The organism is Endozoicomonas gorgoniicola (assembly GCF_025562715.2).
GTDB lineage: Bacteria > Pseudomonadota > Gammaproteobacteria > Pseudomonadales > Endozoicomonadaceae > Endozoicomonas_A > Endozoicomonas_A gorgoniicola.
Window position 1 is genome coordinate 976,117 of record NZ_JAPFCC010000001.1, and the last position, 20,057, is coordinate 996,173.

Sequence of the window (20,057 nt, forward strand, 5' to 3'; positions counted from 1 at the left end):
AGCCTGTTAAGGATAACGGCCGTATGAAATGACTTGTTATTACGAGATCAGTTTTATGGATTTATTAAGTTTTAGTCACTCGCCGTTATCTCTGGCAGCCCCTGTCGTCGCTATTTTACTGGCGATCGTTACCCGAAAAGTTCTTCTGTCTCTGGGGGCAGGTATCCTGACCGGCGCTCTTTTGCTGACTGGCTACAGCCCTCTGGATTCCCTTGCGTACATCGGCAAAAGCTTTTTTGCTGTTTTCTGGGATGAAGGTGTTAATGTCAGCAGTGTTTTTATTCTGCTGTTCCTGATGTTGCTGGGTGTTATCACTACCCTGATTGATATTTCCGGTGGCGCCCGTGCTTTTGGTGACTGGGCTCGGGAGCGGGTCAAGACTCGTCAGGGTTCTCAGTTGCTGACGGTTCTGCTGGGTGTGATCATCTTTATTGATGACTACTTTAACAGTCTGGCGGTAGGTAATATCAGCCGTCCCTTAACCGATCGTCACGGTGTTTCCCGTGCCAAGCTGGCTTACCTGATTGACTCCACCGCAGCACCGGTTTGTGTGGTCACGCCGGTGTCCAGCTGGGGTGCCTATATTATTGCCCTGATTGGTACGATTCTGGCGACTCATGAGATCACCGATATCAGCGCAATTTCTGCTTTCGTTGCCATGGTGCCGATGAACCTGTACGCGATATTTGCACTGGCGCTTGTTATCTGCAGCGCCTGGATGGACCTGAATGTGGGGCCGATGCGTACTCATGAACGTCGAGCCCGCGCGGGTGAACTGTATGACGCCCGTAAAGGCACGCCTCCCGGTGCCAGTGCTGAGCTGGGCAGAAGTTCTAAAGGAACGGTATCTGACCTGGTGATTCCGGTTGTTACTCTGGTCATTGCGACGAGTGCTTCTTTGATTGCTACCGGTGCTGCTGTCCTGTCTGAAGCGGGGGAGGCGTTTTCGGTTCTGGGGGCGTTTGAAAACACTGACGTGGTTCACTCTCTGGTATACGGCGGGCTAATTGGTCTGGCGGTGACCATGGTGCGCATGATTCGTCATGATCTGGACGGCCCGGCCTGGAGTAAGGCCATCATTGAAGGTGTGCGCTCCATGCTGCCAGCGATTTACATTCTGGTCTTTGCCTGGGTGCTGGTGGATGTCATCAGCTCTCTGGAAACCGGTCGTTATCTGGCAGGACTGGTCAGCAGCTCATCTCTGGAGCCCAGCTATCTGCCAATGATTCTGTTCCTGGTATCCGGCGCTATGGCATTTGCTACCGGAACCAGCTGGGGTACTTTTGGTATCATGTTGCCTATCGCGGGTGATATGGCGGCGGCTGCGGAGATTTCCATGATGCTGCCTATGCTGGCTTCGGTTCTGGCGGGTGCGGTATTTGGTGACCACTGTTCTCCAATTTCTGATACGACGATTCTGTCTTCCACGGGTGCTTCCTGCCACCATATTGATCATGTAACGACTCAGCTACCTTATGCTCTGAGTATTGCGGTGGTTGCCATGTTGGGTTACCTGGTCATGGGTATGTCAGATTCTGTAGCGGCAGGCTTTACTGCATCTCTGGTGTCCTTTGGTCTGTTGCTGATGTTGTTCCGCAAGTTGTCAGGCTATTCCAACACCCCTGAAGATACTGTACTTGTCAAGGAATAACCCCCTACACTGAAAGAATGAAGACGAAAGACAAGGATGTCTTTTCATTCGTTCTACCCAGCAAGCAGGGATGCTATGAGCTTTGATAACCTGATTAAATCTGTGGCCCGGCGCAACCAGATGGGGGAGCTGGAGTTCAGGGATAACCGTTACTACATTTCCATTGATGATCGTATTGAGCTTGCCTGCTTTCAGGCGAATGGCAAGTTTTATCTCCACGGTGTTATCGCCAAATTACCTTCCAGACCTGATGAGCAGGAAGAGCTACTCAAGAAGCTTCTGCAGAAGCATTTGGGGTTGATCCAGACCCAAAGAATCAGCTTATGTATTGAGCCGGATTCAGACGAACTCTCCCTGTCAACGACTCGAACGGCACTTGGGCTTAATGAAGATATTATTGAAGAGGCCCTGGCTGAGTTCGCGAATAACTTTGAATATATTCTGACACTGATTAATGAAGATGCGCTGACTATGCCTTCTGCGCCCGTTATGATCATGCCCTGACGGGAGGCTTAATGAGCATTTTGCAAAATGGTTTGTTTGGTTGTCTTGTTACCCACAGACCCGGAAAGCAGTTGGGGTATAACGGGCTTCAGAATGCGAATGACTCTTTTTTGAAAGCGATTGTTCGCCACAGTCAGTTTACCGAATTGCATCTGTTTCTGATGCCAGCAGAGATTGAAGGGTTTCGATCTGAATGGCAGCCGCATTTTGATGCCTATGGTTCGGATAAGGTTATCAGGCTGATCAGTGTTCACCAGCTGCCTGATTATTTTTCCCAATGCCTTTATGCGGTTTTTCATTGTGGTGATCCGTATATTTCTGATTTGGTGGCTTTGCGCGACCACCATGCCCCAAAGTGCTTTCCTGTGGTGGGCAGGGCTCATACCATGAGTGATGATCCGGGTCTCTCCAGAATTAAGGATCTGGTGATGTCGCCGGTGAAAAGCTGCGATGCCATTCTGTGCAGCTCTGTTTCCCAGAGGCAGGTGGTTAAGCGTTTGCTCTCGACCGCTTCTGCGTCGATCAGTGACAGTCTGGGGATTGCGCTTCCTTATCGTGGGCGGCTTGAGCAGCAGGGTCTGGGTCTTGAAGTGGATTCTGAATGTCAGGAGAGTAAAGACGCTGCAAGAAAGTTGTTGAATTTGCCAGATGATAAAAAAATACTTCTCTGCCTTGGGCGTTTATCGCCGTTCGATAAAATGGACATTCACCCATTGCTTCTTGCCCTGAATGAATTGATTGAAGAGTGGCGGATTGGTGATTTTCTACTGGTTATCGCTGGTTCCGGGGATGCTGGCAACCCTTATATGCAGTCGCTGCTTAAGCGAGCTTATGAGCTAAACCTTGAAGACCATCTTCGCTTCGAATTGTCGATTGATGAAAGCAAAAAACATCAGCTTTATAAGGCGGCGGATGTTTTTGTGTCTCTTGCTGATAATGTGCAGGAAAGCTTTGGAATAACGCCTCTGGAAGCCATGCGTGATGAGGTGCCTGTCGTTCTGTCTGACTGGAATGGCTACCGGGAGCTGGTAGAGAACGAGATGGATGGTTACTTGATTCCCACGATAGGTGTGAATAATGAGGCACTTAATCGTTCTTTGAGCCTCTTGCATGCGCCCCAGGCCCGGTTGATCGAAGCTCAGAGTGTATCGGTTGATATCGAGGCTCTGGTTAATGTGCTTGCAGGTCTGTTGACGGATGATGATTTACGACAACAGATTGGTAAAGCCGGAAGGCGACGTTTTGTTGAACAGTTTGCCTGGTCCGGGCTGATTGATGCTTATCAGCAAATGGCTGTGGCACTGGGAAAAGAGGCGGCTTTAGTCGCCTATCGGCAGGGGCGGCCTGCTGGTCTGGCATTTCATAATGTGTTTGGTCACTACCCTTCTGAACAGCTGGAGTTGTCCCAAAATCTTGTAACAACTGATCGTGGGTTGAGGGTTCTGATCCAGTCGGAACATGGTTTTCATTTCTCCGAGCTTAAGGAGTGGCTGGATCAGGACGTTATCTACCGGTTACTGGAACAATGTATTCAGTCCAGAACCGTTGCATCGCTGGAGGCGTTGCATGAGGGGCAGTCGATTCGTTTTACTCTTGCCTGGATGCTGAAATACCAGCTGTTAAAGTTGTCGGAAGCCGGATCTGAAAGCGCTTCTTTTGTTAAAATGATTCGCTCTGATGGTTCAGGTGATGATTATAAGCTGACTTTTCCTGAGCAGAGACGAGCGCATCTTTTGCAACCCTTTCTGGCTTCCGGTATGGCTGTTTTGTCGAAGGCTGTTGCCCCATTTAACGAGCATAAGCCGGTATTGTTGCAGGCTCTGGGAAATGAACTGGTCAGCATTCTGGATGGTGCGCTTCTTCAGGCCATTGGCTGGTTTGCCAGGGAGCAGGAATTAACAGCCTACAGCGAAGTTCTTGAAGCGCTGAAGCAGGCGGGTGGGGTTGAGTTTCTGGCCCGGTCCTGGCCGTACTGGTATCGCTCACATCGGGTACTGGTTTTCAGGTATTTACGCAGCGTCCGCTGCCTGTTGCGCAGGGTGCAGCAGGATATGGAAAGTATTCAATCGACCTACGGCAAGGTCTGGGGCAGTCAGGCTGGCGCCCTGGCCGGAGTCGATTTCTTTTCGCACCATCGGGAATACTCGGTCTTTTTGCTGACGTTTGATAATGGCCAGAAGCTCGTTTACAAGGCAAGAGATATGCGAGTGGACCATGCACTGATTGATCCCGATGGGCAGGTGGTTAAGCAGGTTAATCAGTGGTTGTTACAGGTTCAGTCACAGGTTCAGTCACAGGTTCAGCCACAGATTCAGATAGGTACGCACCGGCTTCTGTGTCGACAGGAGTCTGTTGCTGGCAGGTTGATTCACTATGGTTATGCAGAGTTCCTGGATTATGATGAGTCCGGTTTAACTCTGTCGGCGGATGAGGCCAGGGATTATTACCGTCAAACGGGTGGTCTTCTGGCTTATGTGTTACTGCTGGGGGTGGCGGATTTACACCAGCAGAACCTGATCAGCCGTAATGGCATGATTTATTTGATTGACCCGAAAACCGCCTTTCACAGAGGGTGCTATCACAGGTTGCTGAATGAACTGAAGCAGCCAGAGACGGCTTTTTTAAGAGGGTTTGACGGCAGTAGCCTGGAGGTGACCGGGCTGGCTCATCTGTGGCAGGACTTTCATATAGCCAGGCTTGCCCCTTGTTCTGTTAAGTTGGTGAATGGTGAATTGCTTGAGGTTGAGCCTCAGCAATTCAAGCCCGTATTGATGCATCTGCTGACGATAGAAGGACAGAATAGCCTTGATTGCAACCCAATGACCCGGTTTGCTGAGGATATATTGGCCGGGTTTACAGAGGCTATAGCGGCTGTAGCAGAGCATAGTGATGAATGTAAGACGCTGTTATCCGGGCTGGAGGGTTATCAGATTCGCTACCAGCCGTCTATGAACCTTAATGAAGCCAGGAAATTGTTGTGTGATATTCAAACAGCTTCAGCTCTGCAATCGCTGGATAATGAGCGAGTTGAAGCTTTTGTGCGTCGATTGACCAGAAGGATGACTCTGGCCGGGGAGGTGAGCCAGAGATGGATTGAGCCTGAATGGCAGGAAACAGTGACGCTCCTGGATGATTCTCTGGCAGGGAGCATCCTGGGACTTGAACTCCCTGTCTACACCAGTCTGGTGGGAGGGCGAGGGCTTTCTGTTCGGCAATATGATGGATTGACAGAATCTGTTGCCGGGGAATACTTCAATACCGATGTCATGGATAGTGTCAGGGAGCTGTTGGACGGTCTGAAAGATGAGGCGGTCAGGCTTCGTTTTGTTGAGGCCTATGTTGATATGCTTGCTGTCTGGTTTACACAACAACTGGTGCCGGGCTGGAATATGCCTGAAGATGTCAGACAGTCCATCAGAGAATCGCTGTCTGATTAGCGGGGCTCAGCTTTGGTGAATGTGAGCCAGAAGTTCTTTGGCCATGATTCTGGCGCTCTCGTCGCCCTGAGTAGATACTTCGGATAGAAAATTTTCGCTTTCCTTGTTGCGTCCTTCAAACATCAGAGCCAGACCTATAAACGCTTTCGTGGTTGGGTTGTCTTCATCCAGGGGCAGGGCTTTTTTGTGCAGAATATCCAGTGCATCCTTGTGCAGTTTCTTGTTCATGTACTGAAAGGCGTAACCAATGTGGGAAACAGGGCTGTCAGGGCGTGCTTTTTCCAGTCCATAAAAAATAGCAAAGGCCTGCCTGGACATATTGTTGGAAGTGGCCATAAAGCCGATGTCTGCCAATGTTTTAATCAGTGAATCGTCAGCCATGACTTAAGCTCTCCCTGTGCCTACAGTTTCTGGATAATACTTTGGATGGTATCTTTGATGGACTTGATAATGCTGGATCGCAGACCTTCAATAATCATGTATTTGTTAAAATCGACCTGAAAAGCGACCATGTCTTTGGTGCTGTTCGGGTCCATGGTGGAAATTTTATTTTTCAGCTCTATATCCAGCTCGTTCGCTTTTTGGCCGAACGTAGACTGTATCTGGTCGAAATTGAAGTTATTACCAGTAGCGCCGCCCGTTGGTCCACCTGTTCCGCCTTGAGCCATGGTTTATGCTCCCTTTGAACTGTCAGCCAGAGGGCTGTTTGTGATGTTTTTCCCAGGTGTGGTCTACCACGTCGGCAGCCGCCAGTAACGCCAGCATCATACTGGTGTTTTTTTCAAATTCGTTGGGAGCGATGCCTTGATCGACAAGCGTTTTAAGACGAAACGCTTCATCCATCAGCTGTTTCAGCAGCTGTTCACGATATTCGCCGCTTTTGTCATTGAGCAGGAGATCTTCAGTTCCGGAAAGATTGATAGTCTCACTGTTTTTTTTGTCCGTCACGGTTCCCTCCAAGACGGTATTTGACCCGATCAGTTCCTTTTATTAATAAAAGATAGTCGAGGTTAATATCATCAATTATATACCCGTTCGCCAGTTTTGCCCCGATCAGGTACTTGCCCCCGTCTTCCATAATGACATACGGAACTCTTCCCATGCTGATTCCCCGGATTCTCAGGGAGGGCAGCAGTCCCGCTTTCTGGTCTTTATTATCATTCGCAGAGCGAGTGGCGACCTTTAATACAGGGTTGTCCCGATACCTTTTCCTGAAACGAGAGACAACATCATTCAGGTTATATACCTGTTCATCGTCCAAAAGATGACCTTCTAGAGTGATAAGATTGGTTTTTTGTACCAGATGAATTCGGGAGCTAAGGTTTTTTTCCCTGAGCATGGACTTGAGGGTATTCAGTCGGCTCGACTGATTTTCAACCTGATCGACAACGGATACCAGACCATGGATTTCCTGTTTGAGCATATCGATCAAATTCGTCAATTCTTCGGCGCTGGCGACATAACCGGTCATGACGAGTGAGCCGGGCGTGTTGTCCAGCTCCAGACGTATATCGCTGTAGCCCCGGTTTTGCAGCAGAGCGTCAGCACTGGCTCGCAGCTCGTTCATAATAACCAGCTGTGAGGTGAAGGGAATGTTCTGTTCGCTCAGGTTACGCAGAAAGTTTTGTTTGTCTTTCAGGGTGTTGGTGTAGCCTGTTAGCAGAACACTTTTGTCAGGTAGTTTTTTGACCCGAACATGTTTTTGATTAAGTTCATCCCTGATGGTTTTTGCCTGCAGGGCATAATCAATGGGTTTATTTTCGGGAGCGGCAGTTTGTGGTGCTTCTTCGGCTATGAGAAAGACTGCCAGCAGTATAATGATGAGTATCAGACTAAGAGGCAGACCGATCAGAATTTTCTTGATGATCGCAGGGGGAGGAGCTGGCTTGTTGCTCTCATCGTCGGAGTCTTCCTCGCTGGTCAGAAAATCCGTTTCATATCCCAGTTCCAGGTCGTCGACATCATCTTCATCGTCACTATCTTCGTCCAGGTCAACGTCGGGAAGTCCGTCATCACTGTCTTCTGCTTCAGAGGTTGTGTCGCTGTCAATTTGTTCTGACTTTTCGTCAGGCTCTGGTCGCTGCAGTTCGGGCAGTGTGATATCTGGCCAGTCTGCATCGGCCGATCCAAGTGTAAAAAAAAGATTGCTGGCAGTGATAACATCAAAAGCTGCCATGGTGAATGGTTTATCAACAGGCTGGCCGTTGTGATAAAGCGGATCTTCCTCGTGTTTAGGAAAAATATTGAGCTGTCCTTCAGGAGTAATCTGGATAATTAGCTCATTGTCACGAAGAGCGGCATCGCTCAGAACCAGGTCACAGCTTTCATCTTTTCCCAGTGAATACTGTCCCGGTTCCAGAGGTATTTCTGCACCAATGTGATTGCCGGACAGAATCTTCAGATAGTATTCACCCACAGCAGCACCTCGCTGGAGTTATAACGCAGGCGAGAGGGAAAGAATCAATGGCTGAAAGCGGTGATTTGTAGTCCCTGTCGTTTGATCTGATCATCCTGATCCGGAGCCGTAATGGTACTCAATATTAGAGTAAGTGAATACGCATGGCTTTACCACCCCGGAGTGATAGAGGTGTGGAGATGAGATTTTGTAAGCGGCGGTGATGTTTTCTGGAATATTTTGTCAGTTGCTTTTAATATGGTCGCGGTAGTTTCCTGATGTTCAGCAGCCTGTGGCGCTGGTATTTCGACCATTCAGAGCGATAAAAATAATATAATGGGGGCAGTAATCAATGGAAACCAGTTTTTGGAATGACAAGCGACCCAAAGGGGTTAATAACTCCGTCAATCCTGACAGTTATCCAAATGTGCTGGCGCTGATAAACAGTATGCTTGCCAAAAATGCAAGTCGCCCGGCGTTTACCGGTATAGGGCACACTCTGAGTTTTGCTGATGTTGATCAATACAGCCAGCATTTTGCAGCTTATCTTCAAAGCTGCCCTGCCCTGAAGCCCGGGGACCGGATAGCCATCCAGATGCCAAACCTGTTGCAGTATTGCATTGCTGTTTATGGGGCATTCAGGGCCGGGCTCGTGGTAGTGAATACTAATCCTCTTTATACCGCCAGGGAGATGCTGCATCAGTTCAAAGACTCTGATGTTAAAGCACTGGTGTATCTGGAAAACTTTGCGCACCTGGTTGAAGAAGTGGTTTCAGAAACCGGGATTGAAGTATTGATTGTCACTCAACTGGCGGACATGTTGCCTGCGCCAAAAAGACAGCTGATTAACTTTGCTGCCAAATACGTGAAAAAAATGGTTCCGCCTCACGGATTGAAGCCTACTATCACTTTTCGTGGAGCGTTAAAGAAAGGTAGTGATTTGCCTTATCAGCCACCTGAAGCGGCTGACCTGAGTGATCCGGCGGTACTGCAATATACCGGTGGTACCACCGGGGTGGCAAAGGGAGCCGTGCTGACCCATCGTAATCTTATTGCCAATATGCTACAGGCCAAAGAGGTTCTGTCGCAGAAAATGGATTCTGAGCAGCAGGGGCTGGAAGTGGGCAAGGAAATTATTGTTGCTCCTCTGCCGCTTTATCATATCTATGCTTTTACCGTACACCTGTTGTGTATGCCGTACCTTGGCAATCGTAATATTCTTATTGCTAATCCCAGAGATACGGCAACCTTTATTAAATTTATCAAGCCCTGGCGATTCACAGGGTTTGTTGGGCTTAACACACTGTTTGTCAGTTTGATGAATCACCCTGATTTCAGTCAGTGTGACTTTTCAGGGTTGAAGTTCACGCTGTCCGGGGGAACAGCACTGCAGGAAGACACAGGCCTGCACTGGCATAAGGTAACCGGTTGTCGTGTTTCAGAAGCCTACGGTCTCACTGAATGTACCCCGGCGGTGTGCATTAATCCAATCGGGGAGTTGTCACAGCTGGGAACAGCCGGTTTGCCCGTTCCTGATACTGCCCTGAAGATACTGGACGACAGTGGTAATGAACTACCTGTCAACGAGGTCGGAGAGTTGTGCGTCAGGGGGCCGCAGGTGATGAAAGGCTATTGGAAAAATGAAGCTGCCACCAGAGAGGTGCTTGATGAGAATGGCTGGCTGAAAACGGGAGATGTGGCTGTTATTCAGGAAGACGGCTTTGTGCGAATTGTTGATCGCATCAAGGATATGATCCTGGTGTCCGGATTTAATGTATACCCTAACGAAGTTGAAGATGTTGTCAGTAGTTTTAACAAGGTTGATAACTGTGCAGCCATTGGGGTACCTGATGAGAAAACCGGAGAAGCGGTAAAGCTGTTTGTTATTGCCAGGGATAAAGAACTGGGCAAAGACGAAGTGGTTGAATATTGTCGCCAGCACCTTGCTGCCTACAAAGTGCCGAAGCAGGTTGAGTTTCGTGACGAGCTTCCCATGACGCCGGTTGGGAAAATTCTGAGAAAAGAGCTGCGCAGTGAGGAGATGAAAGGCTAAAGGTTGGCCTCTTGAAAAAACGCCACTCAACATTATTGTTGGTGGCGTAAGTAGTGAAGCTCAGAATATGCCGCTGTCCGCTGTCCGCTGTCCGCTGTCCGCTGTCCGCTGTTATCTGTATGGCTATGCATGGTTGGCTGGTTTTTTGTCAGAAAAATAACGGCTGAAACATTCTGGGTCATCCTTCAGGGCTTCGCTGGCTTCCTGGCTGGTAGCGGGAGTGATGCTGGTTGTATGGATCTTCATCAGACGAATGCTGGCGTCAAACCAGAACCAGTCTCCACTTTCTGTCAGGCACAGGGCACGAACACTGAAATTAATAGAAGGAATGCAAGGTACATCAGGAAAGCTGAACAGTCTCTTTTTGACGACTGTTGATTCGTGACAGGAGTAGGTCACGTTGTTGTATCGGCGTTCAAACCGGTCAAATGCTTCGGCAAGCATGGTGTCAGCCATATGATCCTGCTTCAGGCTGAGATAATAAAGAGCAAAAGCACTGATTGCGATTAAGATAATGCTTTCCATTGATGGTATACCTCCCTGGGTTATTACTGTGCTAGCGTCCGTACTGCCTTTTTCTAAACCCTTATTTTTTCAATATAAGCATAAGTAGCCGATCAAATAAAATCCTAAGCTCTGACTCATTGCTCAAGCGCTTCCGGCTACGGCTTCAACAAAATTCAATTTCAGTGAATTGACTGTTAGTGAATGGCCCAGTCGGCGATCATCTGTTTCGCAACAGGTCGGTGAGTGTCTTTGCCATACAAAGCGTCAATGAGAGCAAAGCTGAAGCTCATGGCATTGCCTGGTCCCTGTGCCGTGATTACTTTGTTTTTCAGGTCGATCACAACCGGATCGGTCGGGCGGGGAAGTGCGCCTTCAAGCTGGTCAAGAAAGCTGGGGTAGCAGGTGGCACTGACATTATCAAGCAATGAATGGTGTGCCAGTACAACGGCGGGTGCAGCGCAAATGGCGGTGTACCATCGGGAAGCCTGCTTTTGTTCGTGCAATAACTGAATCAGAGGTTCGCTGTCTCTCAGGTTCGCAGCGCCGGGCATGCCGCCGGGGAGCGCTATCATGTGGAAGGTCTTGTCGCGACAATGGTTAATATGCGTGTCAGCGGTCAGCTTTACTCCTCTGGAAGCTTCGATATCCAGACTGTCATCGCTGGTACAGGCTGCAACTGTTACCTTAGCCCCAGCCCGGCGCAGGGTATCTATGATGGTCACTGCTTCAATTTCTTCGCAGCCTTGTGCAATGGGGACGAGAACGGGTCTGGACATAAGTAACCTCTCGTAACGGAATAGACCGTAAATTACTGTCGAGAATGCTGGCAGTACATAGCCTAGTCGGGAATTGCAAGAACGCCAGAGGGGTATTTTTTACCGTGAAAATTTTCCATCACGAAAGGTGATGAAAAAATAGTTCAGCCTCCCGTTGGTCTTATTATGAAAATGCTGTTTGATAAAGAGGTAGGGAGTTTGAAGAATGGGGGGACAGGCTGAATGCCTGTCACTCCGATAAAGGGTTGTCCTGACCCAGCAGGTTATAACCAATGGCATAACCCCGATGGTAGTCAGCCACCAGTCGATTACGGTTGCGTGTACTACGGGTCGAATTTAGAGGCGTCTCTGGACAGATCTCTGTGATAGAAATGCCTCTTTCCCGAAAGTCATCAAGTTGGTCGAGTGTTTCGTTATAGATAGCGTACTGCTGGCGAATCAGGCTGGACAGCTCGGGCTGCTTACGAAACTGCCAGGCCAGAAGACGGTTGCTGGAAGATGCCGTTTTCCGATAGTTGCTTTCTCTGGTTCGAATAATGACCAGATCGTTGAAGCCATCTTCAATGGCCCTGATAACTGGCAAAGGGTCGGAAAGGCTGCCATCCATCAATGTTCGCTCGTCAACATGGATTGGAGAACGATAAATCATGGGTAATGCACTGGACGCCTTCAGGATATTGAACAGGTCGACCCTGTCAGTATCCGGTGTTATTTCGTGGTAAACCGGATAGCCGGTGCGGGTGCAGGTTGTCACCACTGTCATGAGACTGCTTTCGAGAGTCTGATAGAAGCGACGGCTGTCAATGGTAAACTGCTTGCTGATTCGTTCAAAAAACCAGTCCAGATCGAACAGGTTGCCACCACGAATATGACGGGCAAGGCTTATAAAGTTGGGTTCCAGACAGGTACCGGTATAAATGTCGAGGTTTCGACCCCGCTGACCGGAAAGGAATGAAAGCAGATTGAGGGCACCAGCTGAAACTCCGTAGTAGCCAGCAAAAGGCTTGTGTCGCTTGTCGGCAAAAGCATCAAGCACGCCGGCAGCAAATACGCCTCGCATGCCGCCGCCTTCAACAATAAGAGCGGTTTTGGGCTGATTGGAGAGATCGGAGGATTGCATTGACCTGAAAAACAAAAAAACCGGAAAAGCCGATTTGATCAAATGGTGGTAGCGGGGGCCAGATTCGAACTGACGACCTTCGGGTTATGAGCCCGACGAGCTACCAGGCTGCTCCACCCCGCATCCATTCTTTATAGACTGATCACTGTACTGGTTCGTGTGATCGTCGTTGTAACAACAGCAGAAACGCTGCTGTATAAAATTGGTAGCGGGGGCCAGATTCGAACTGACGACCTTCGGGTTATGAGCCCGACGAGCTACCAGGCTGCTCCACCCCGCATCCATTCTTTATAGACTGATCACTGCACTGGTTCGTGTGATCGTCGTTGTAACAACAGCAAAACGCTGCTGTATAAAATTGGTAGCGGGGGCCAGATTCGAACTGACGACCTTCGGGTTATGAGCCCGACGAGCTACCAGGCTGCTCCACCCCGCATCCATTCTTTATAGACTGATCACTGCACTGGTTCGTGTGACCGTCGTTGTGACAACAGCAAAACGCTGCTGTATCAAATTGGTAGCGGGGGCCAGATTCGAACTGACGACCTTCGGGTTATGAGCCCGACGAGCTACCAGGCTGCTCCACCCCGCATCCATTCTTTATAGACTGATCACTGCACTGGTTCGTGTGACCGTCGTTGTGACAACAGCAAAAACGCTGCTGTATCAAATTGGTAGCGGGGGCCAGATTCGAACTGACGACCTTCGGGTTATGAGCCCGACGAGCTACCAGGCTGCTCCACCCCGCATCAATGAGGTGCGAATCTTATGGACGATCATTCTTAAAGTCAATAATAAGTTTCTTTTTTATTGAAAAATATAAGATTTTTATTGTGACTGGATAATTAAGAGGTTTACAGAGGAGGGCGTTAAAGCATGGAATTATACGGCGATGAGTGAGTAATCAGGCCGGGGTGTTAGCCGGTGGTATTCTCCACCGGCTGCCGTGTCTGTTTAGCTGGCCAGAGCCCGGTCGCGGATCAGATGGTCGACTACAGTTGGGTCAGACAGGGTAGATGTGTCCCCCAGGTTGTCGTAATCGCCTGAGGCAATTTTGCGCAGAATCCGACGCATGATTTTTCCTGAACGGGTTTTGGGCAGGCCTGGGGCCCACTGGATTATATCGGGTGTGGCGATAGGGCCTATCTCTTTACGAACCCACTGTCGTAAATTAGATTTCAGTTCGTCTGAATATTCGGTACCAGAATTCAAAGTCACATAGACATAGATACCTTCGCCCTTGATATTATGAGGGAAGCCAACCACCGCCGCTTCTGCAACACTCTTATGGGCAACCATAGCGGATTCAATTTCTGCTGTTCCCATGCGATGACCTGAAACGTTCAGTACATCGTCGACTCGTCCTGTTATCCAGTAATAGCCATCTTTGTCTCTGCGCGCACCATCCCCCGTGGTATACATGCCTTTAAAGTGTGTGAAATAGGTCTGGATAAAACGGTCATGGTCGCCGAACACTGTTCTTGCCTGACCGGGCCAGCTGTCGAGGATAACCAGATTGCCTTCTCCTTCTCCCTCAATTAACAGACCCGCGTTGTCTACCAGAGCGGGTTGTACGCCGAAGAAAGGACGGGTCGCAGAACCGGGCTTCAGATCGGTTGCGCCAGGCAGAGGGGTCAGCATGGCTGCACCGGTTTCGGTTTGCCACCAGGTGTCAACAATGGCGCAGCGCTCGTCACCCATTGTCTTGTAATACCAGTGCCAGGCTTCAGGGTTAATGGGCTCTCCCACGGTACCCAGCAGTCTCAGGCTCTCGCGGCTTGTACCTTCTACCGCCTTGTCGCCTTCAGCCATCAATGCCCGGATGGCTGTTGGGGCGATGTAGAGGATATTAACGTTGTGCTTATCGATGATTTTGCTGATCCGGTTCACTTCGGGATAGTTGGGCAATCCTTCGTGCATAACGAGGGTGGCTCCATTAAGCAGCGGGCCGTAAGTGACGTAGGAATGACCCGTTACCCAGCCAATATCAGCGTTGCACCAGAAAACTTCTCCCGGTTTATAGTCAAAGACGTATTCGTGGGTCATGGAAGCATAAACGAGATAGCCGCCTGTCGTATGCAGAACGCCTTTCGGTTTGCCGGTAGAGCCGGAGGTATAAAGGATAAACAGAGGGTCTTCGGCATTCATTTCCCGGGGCTGACAGTAAGGAGACGCGATGGCGGTCATATCGGTCCAGGAAACATCCCGGTGTTCGTGCCAGGCAATATCGGCTTGCGTATGGCGATAGACGATGACTTTCTCGATGGACTTGATACCGGGGTGGGTCAGGGCTTCGTCAACGTTTTCTTTGAGTGGGACTTTCTTACCACCACGGACGCCTTCATCGGCAGTAATCACTACTTTGGCGCTGGAGTCGATAATTCGTCCAGCCAGAGCCTCCGGTGAGAAACCTCCAAATACCACAGAGTGAACAGCACCTATGCGGCTACAGGCCTGCATGGCAACAATGGCTTCAACAATCATTGGCATATAGATGGCGACGACATCGCCCTGGCGAACGCCCTGGCTTTTCAGGGCGTTCGCAAAGCGACAGACCTGTTCATGCAGTTCTTTGTAGGTAACTTTGCGTGCCTCGCCTTCTTCATCAGGCTCCCAGATAATGGCTACCTGATCGCCTCTGGTTTCCAGGTGGCGATCCAGACAGTTGTAGGAAGCATTGGTGGTGCCGTCGTAAAACCAGTTGATATCAACAAAATGATCGTCGAATGAAACTTTTTTTACTTTTGTAAATGGGTTAAACCAGTCGATCCGCTGGCCGTGTTCACGCCAGAAGCCTTCAGGGTTTATAACCGACTGCTGATACATGGCCAGATAGCGCTCGTTATCAACCAGTGAGCGAGCCTTGAGTTCTGAAGAGACAGGGTAAACAGTGCCGTGGGACGTGCCGGTACTCATACAATGTATCCTGATGTTGTTATTTTTATAGTGTTCGGGATGTCTGCGACTAATCTTACGGACAGCAGCGATCCGGGAAATTAGACCTTTGTCTTATTCAATGCTTGAGTTAGCTGTTAGCTGTTAGCTGCACGAACAACCAATAGCCAATAGCTAAAAGCCCTGTATATTTCCGATTGCTACTACCCTCAAAGAGTAAAAAAGGCGGTGGGTAAAACCTGCCGCCAATAGCACCTACTTGCTAGTAACCAGAATTGCACAGGGCGTTAGTTTGTGAACTGTGTTCACACTGTACAATCCGGTTACGAGACAAAAAACTAGCAGTCAAAGGTCATATCACCATGAGACTTTAGTCGAAGAACTGTGTATAACTACTTACAAAAAACATGAGCTGAAAAAATACCTCCCCAGGGTGTTTGCTGAAGGGCAGGCTGTGAAGTAGCTGTTGCGACTGCCTGAAGTACCAGGAAGATAATGATTATGACGGGTTGGTTACTGGCGCTGATTGCTATGTTGTATGTGGCAGGCTTATTTGGAGTAGCCTGGTACGGAGATCGCATTGACCTCAGGAAAAAAACGCAATGGCGATCTTATATTTATGGCTTGTCGCTCGCGGTTTATTGTTCTTCCTGGTCTTTTTTTGGCACAGTGGGGCAGGCCAGTACTGAACCATGGTCGTTTGCTCCAGTGTTTCTGGGGCCTCTGCTCATGTTCACACTGTTCTGGAAAGTGTTGAACAAACTTATTCTGGTCAGTAAAAAAGCCAATATTACCTCCATTGCTGATTTCATTGCTTCCCGCCACGGTAAGTCCCGGGGTCTTGCTGTACTGGTGACCTTTATTCTGGTGCTGGGGTCTCTGCCTTATATTGCCCTGCAGCTGAAAGCCATTGTCATGGGGTTTGACCTGTTGTCTTTACGGGGAGAGGGCGGTATCAACTTTCAGGATCTGGTATTGGTGGTGACAGTAATGCTGGCAGTGTTTGTCATTATTTTTGGCACCCGGCGGATAGATACAACCGAACACCAGCAGGGGGTTATGACGGCTATTGCTTTCGAGTCTGTTCTGAAACTGACGGCGTTTCTGGTGGTGGGAGGCTGGGTTTGCTGGAAGGTGTTTGGTGCAGGAGGAACGTCATTTTCGCTGCCGGATACTCGTGACTGGATGCAACCGCCCGGCAACTGGTTTGATGTCCTGATTTTTCCCACCTTTGTCATGATGGCCTCGATGATCTGTCTGCCCAGAGAGTTCCATACGATTGTTGTAGAGAATTCGGATATTAAAGACTTTCATCGTTCCCGCTGGTTGTTCCCGCTGTATCTGGTGTTGGCCAGTGTTCTGATACTGCCGCTGACTTATGCCGGTAAACAGGTACTTGGGAACACGGTACCGGCCGACAGCTACGTGATTCTTCTGCCCCAGGCCCTCGGTTCAGAAGCCATGTCGGTTCTGGTGTATATGGGAGGCGTGTCGGCAGCCATCAGCATGGTGATTGTCGCAACCCTTTCATTGTCCACCATGGTGTCCAATGAAATATTAATGCCTGTTATTTTGCGCAGCTCCCGCAATGGAGAGCGCAACTTTTATCGTTTCAGCGGTTTGCTGCTGAATGTTCGTCGCACGGTGATTATTGCACTGCTGCTGCTGACGTACATGCTCTACCGGCTTATGGAGGTCAGTACTGGCATTCCGGGGCTGGCGGGACTTGGGCAGCTGTCACTTGGAGCCGTTATTCAGTTGTTGCCTGCTGTCCTGGGTGGGTTGTATATCCGTGACAGCAACCACAAGGCGGTGTACCTGGGGTTATTGGGAGGCGCTTCGGTATGGTTCTTTACACTGGTCGTGCCATTGTTTGTTCAGGGTGGCTGGCTGCCTGCTTCAATCATGCAGGATGGTCTGTTCGGTTTATCTGCGTTAAAGCCTCAGTCGCTGTTTGGTTTTGAAGCCACTTCCCGTCCTTTCAGTGGAACGCTGATCGCTTTTGTTGTTAACAGCCTGTTGTACTGTGCCGGTTGCTTCTGTATCCGGCCTTCCGGTGTGGAGCTGCGTCAGGCGCATCAGTTTATGAATGTGTCAGAGGGTGATACGGAGTCTTATCGAAATGTCAGGGTTACCAAAGAGGCGTTAAAGGACCTGCTGGTGCGTTTCGTGGATGCCGGTAAGGTTGAAGCGCTGATGGGAGGGCTGCTCAACGGCGTATCCGGAACAGCTCTGGTGGACAGGGAGGCGCTGCTGGCCACTGAGCGTCTGTTGGCCGGTGTGATGGGGGCAACGTCTGCCAAGGTGGTGATGAAAGCGTCACTGGCTGGCAGGCAGATGCGCCTTGAGGATGTTGAGGCGATTGTTGATGAAGCGTCCGAAGTGCTGCAGTTTAACCGTGAGCTGTTGCAGGGTGCTATTGAAAATCTGGAACAGGGGGTCAGCGTTGTCGATAAAAATTTGCAACTGGTGGCATGGAACCGTCGTTACGTTGAACTGTTTGAGTACCCGGAGTCATTGATTACGGTGGGTCGTCCGGTTGAGGACATTATTTACCATAATGCCCGGCGAGGGCTGTGTGGCCCCGGTTCGGCAGAAGAACATGTGCAGAAACGCGTGGGTTTTATGCAGGAAGGTTGTGCGCATAAGTCCGAACGCAGGCACCCGAATGGCAAGGTGATCGAGATTCGCGGCAACCCGATGCCGGGTGGTGGTTTTGTTATGAGTTTCACCGATATCACCGAATTCAGACAGGTTGAACAAGCCCTTAAAGACGTGAATGAAAGTCTTGAGCAGCGGGTTCAGGAACGTACGCTGGAGCTGTCTGAGCTTAACCGGGCGCTGGAACTGGCGAGGGCTCAGGCCGAAGCAGCCAGCCGTTCCCGGTCGCGCTTTTTTGCGGCGGTCAGTCATGACCTGATGCAGCCAATGAATGCGGCGCGCCTGTTTGCGGCATCGCTGGAATCATCTCAGCTGCCGGATGAAGCCCATGCCCTGACCACTCATTTAAGCAGTTCTCTGGAATCCGCCGAGCGGCTGTTGAAAGATATTCTGGATATGTCGAGGCTGGAGGCCGGGAAATTACGGGCCAGTATTCGTGAGTTTTGTCTGTCAGAGATTCTGGAGCCATTGAAGTCTGAATTTGATTTACTGGCTGAGCAGGAAGGGCTGGACTTCAGGCTGGTGTCGACGGCCGCCTGGGTGCGCAGCGATCCAAATCTTTTGCGCAGGCTGTTACAGAATTTTCTTACCAATGCATTTCGTTACAGCGGCTCTGATGGTAGCTATTACGGAAGTACTGGCAGGGTCATGCTGCTTGTACGCCGAGCCAGCAGTCAGCAGTTGCGAATAGAGGTTCGAGATAATGGTCCGGGCATTCCGGAAGATAAGCAGGAGCTGATTTTCAGTGAGTTTGAGCGACTGCGTCAGGATGGCAAAGGGCTGGGGCTGGGGCTTTCCATTGCTAAAGGCATTGCCGATGTACTGGAGCATCAACTGCGGTTGCGCTCTTTACCCGGGAAAGGAACGGTTTTCTCGGTTTGCCTGGATAGGGTCGAGCGCAGAATTGTACAACAGCACCGGATCATCGTGCCAGCCAGCTCCCTGAGCCACCTGAAGGTTCTCTGTGTTGACAATGAAGAAGAGATTCTTGTGGGAATGTCCAGTCTGTTGCAGCGATGGGGTTGTTCAGTTGAATGTGCTGGCGGGCATGACCAGGCCGTTCGACTCATTGAACGACAGGTTCCTGATGTGTTGCTGATGGATTATCAACTGGAGGGGCGTTGCAATGGTATCGAATTGATTCAGAAGCTTCGGGTACTCAGTGAACATGATGTTCCAGCGGTTTTGATCACGGCGAATACCCGTCAAAACCTGCGTGAAAAATGTCTGGAGCTGGGAATCCGTTTTCTCAGTAAGCCGGTTAAACCGGCAGCTCTCAGGGCGTTGCTGACATCTGTCGCTCAAACATCAGAAGCCTGATTATTATTCGACCCGTTGGGCGACTCGTTAGGAGACTCGTTGGGTGAGTCGTTGGGTGAGTCGCTACCGGGTTGATCAATTTCCAGCTCTTTCATGGCAATAACCGCCTGGGTGCGGTTACGAACCCCCAGTTTTTTGAAAATGGCGGTAACGTGAGCCTTGATCGTGGCTTCTGACACTTCCAGATCGTAAGCGATCTGCTTGTTCAGCAGGCCTTCACTGATCATGCCCAGAACCCGGAACTGCTGCGGAGTCAGGGAGGCGAGCTTTTGTTCGATATCCGGCGTTTCCTGCTGTGTGGCGATATTTGCCATATTGTCGGGAAGCCAGACTTCGCCATCCAGTATTCTGGCGATTGCTTCTTTCAGGGTATCCAGTGGTGCGGATTTTGGAATGAAACCGTTAGCACCGTGTTGCATGGCGCGCCGGATGACCTGCTGGTCGTCGGAGGCTGAAACAATGGCAACCGGCACCTCGGGGTAGTGTCCCCGAAGAAAGATAAGGCCAGATAAGCCATGAGCGCCGGGCATGTGCAGATCAAGCAGGATAAGATCAGGGCTTGGAACCTGTCCCAGCACCGACTGTAGCGCCGCTATCGAGCCTGCCTCGTGTATCTCAGGATTTACCAGCCCTTGTCGTAACGCAGCCTGCATTGCAGCCCGGAACAGGGGGTGATCGTCAGCAATTATTATGGTGTGTTCCATACCATTGAGATTGCCATCTTGTCAGAGGAGTGTA

The 20,057-nt window shown here is 50.0% G+C and carries 14 protein-coding genes and 5 tRNA genes; 5 read left to right on the forward strand and 14 right to left on the reverse strand.

What is annotated here, in order from left to right; translation table 11 throughout:
* Positions 1–55 precede the first annotated feature (55 nt).
* The 3 genes from NX722_RS04495 (at position 56) to NX722_RS04505 (ending at position 5,592) form a co-directional block, all read left to right on the forward strand.
* Positions 56–1,651 (forward strand): Na+/H+ antiporter NhaC family protein, encoded by a 1,596-nt coding sequence (locus NX722_RS04495; protein ID WP_262566906.1) that lies wholly within the window; start codon positions 56–58, stop codon positions 1,649–1,651.
* Between the two features lie 75 nt (positions 1,652–1,726).
* Positions 1,727–2,155: a CesT family type III secretion system chaperone gene (locus NX722_RS04500; protein ID WP_262566907.1), complete on the forward strand. Its 429-nt coding sequence runs from the start codon at positions 1,727–1,729 to the stop codon at positions 2,153–2,155.
* 11 nt (positions 2,156–2,166) lie between these two features.
* Positions 2,167–5,592, forward strand: a complete 3,426-nt coding sequence (locus tag NX722_RS04505; RefSeq protein ID WP_262566908.1) for a DUF4135 domain-containing protein — start codon at positions 2,167–2,169, stop codon at positions 5,590–5,592.
* A gap of 6 nt (positions 5,593–5,598) precedes the next feature.
* On the opposite strand, the gene NX722_RS04510 is transcribed toward NX722_RS04505, so the two are convergent.
* From NX722_RS04510 to sctD, 4 genes are read right to left on the reverse strand one after another with little or no spacing between them, the layout of a single operon-like run.
* The gene (locus tag NX722_RS04510; RefSeq protein ID WP_262566909.1) at positions 5,599–5,973 is read right to left on the reverse strand and encodes a tetratricopeptide repeat protein; all 375 of its coding nucleotides are present in this window, start codon (positions 5,971–5,973) and stop codon (positions 5,599–5,601) included.
* A gap of 20 nt (positions 5,974–5,993) precedes the next feature.
* Positions 5,994–6,260, reverse strand: coding sequence for an EscF/YscF/HrpA family type III secretion system needle major subunit (locus tag NX722_RS04515; protein ID WP_262566910.1), 267 nt, complete (start codon positions 6,258–6,260; stop codon positions 5,994–5,996).
* Positions 6,261–6,282: 22 nt separating this feature from the next.
* Positions 6,283–6,540, reverse strand: coding sequence for an EscE/YscE/SsaE family type III secretion system needle protein co-chaperone (locus tag NX722_RS04520; RefSeq protein ID WP_262566911.1), 258 nt, complete (start codon positions 6,538–6,540; stop codon positions 6,283–6,285).
* Complete coding sequence (gene sctD / locus NX722_RS04525; protein ID WP_262566912.1) at positions 6,518–8,008, reverse strand: type III secretion system inner membrane ring subunit SctD; 1,491 nt, start codon at positions 8,006–8,008, stop codon at positions 6,518–6,520. Before sctD ends, NX722_RS04520 begins: the two co-directional genes overlap by 23 nt.
* A 331-nt stretch (positions 8,009–8,339) precedes the next feature.
* Between sctD and NX722_RS04530 the strand changes: the two genes are divergently transcribed.
* Positions 8,340–10,040: an AMP-binding protein gene (locus NX722_RS04530; protein ID WP_262566913.1), complete on the forward strand. Its 1,701-nt coding sequence runs from the start codon at positions 8,340–8,342 to the stop codon at positions 10,038–10,040.
* 123 nt (positions 10,041–10,163) lie between these two features.
* On the opposite strand, the gene NX722_RS04535 is transcribed toward NX722_RS04530, so the two are convergent.
* The 9 genes from NX722_RS04535 to acs form a co-directional block, all read right to left on the reverse strand.
* Positions 10,164–10,565: a hypothetical protein gene (locus tag NX722_RS04535; RefSeq protein ID WP_262566914.1), complete on the reverse strand. Its 402-nt coding sequence runs from the start codon at positions 10,563–10,565 to the stop codon at positions 10,164–10,166.
* A gap of 176 nt (positions 10,566–10,741) precedes the next feature.
* Positions 10,742–11,323, reverse strand: coding sequence for a DJ-1 family glyoxalase III (locus tag NX722_RS04540; protein ID WP_262566915.1), 582 nt, complete (start codon positions 11,321–11,323; stop codon positions 10,742–10,744).
* Between the two features lie 229 nt (positions 11,324–11,552).
* Positions 11,553–12,443 carry a patatin-like phospholipase family protein gene (locus NX722_RS04545; RefSeq protein WP_262566916.1) on the reverse strand — a complete coding sequence of 297 codons (891 nt, stop codon included), beginning with the start codon at positions 12,441–12,443 and terminating at the stop codon, positions 11,553–11,555.
* Positions 12,444–12,489: 46 nt separating this feature from the next.
* Positions 12,490–12,566 (reverse strand) — tRNA-Met (locus tag NX722_RS04550).
* 80 nt (positions 12,567–12,646) lie between these two features.
* Positions 12,647–12,723 (reverse strand) — tRNA-Met (locus NX722_RS04555).
* A 79-nt stretch (positions 12,724–12,802) separates the two neighbouring features.
* Positions 12,803–12,879, reverse strand: a tRNA-Met gene (locus tag NX722_RS04560).
* Positions 12,880–12,958: 79 nt separating this feature from the next.
* Positions 12,959–13,035 (reverse strand) — tRNA-Met (locus NX722_RS04565).
* Between the two features lie 80 nt (positions 13,036–13,115).
* Positions 13,116–13,192: transfer RNA gene (locus tag NX722_RS04570), tRNA-Met, on the reverse strand.
* A gap of 205 nt (positions 13,193–13,397) precedes the next feature.
* Positions 13,398–15,359 carry an acetate--CoA ligase gene (gene acs / locus NX722_RS04575; RefSeq protein ID WP_262566917.1) on the reverse strand — a complete coding sequence of 654 codons (1,962 nt, stop codon included), beginning with the start codon at positions 15,357–15,359 and terminating at the stop codon, positions 13,398–13,400.
* A gap of 474 nt (positions 15,360–15,833) precedes the next feature.
* On the opposite strand from acs, the gene NX722_RS04580 reads away from it, so the two are divergent.
* Positions 15,834–19,319: a PAS domain-containing hybrid sensor histidine kinase/response regulator gene (locus NX722_RS04580; protein ID WP_262566918.1), complete on the forward strand. Its 3,486-nt coding sequence runs from the start codon at positions 15,834–15,836 to the stop codon at positions 19,317–19,319.
* On the opposite strand, the gene NX722_RS04585 is transcribed toward NX722_RS04580, so the two are convergent.
* Positions 19,301–20,023: a response regulator transcription factor gene (locus NX722_RS04585; RefSeq protein ID WP_262566919.1), complete on the reverse strand. Its 723-nt coding sequence runs from the start codon at positions 20,021–20,023 to the stop codon at positions 19,301–19,303. The genes NX722_RS04580 and NX722_RS04585 overlap by 19 nt on opposite strands.
* Positions 20,024–20,057 lie beyond the last annotated feature (34 nt).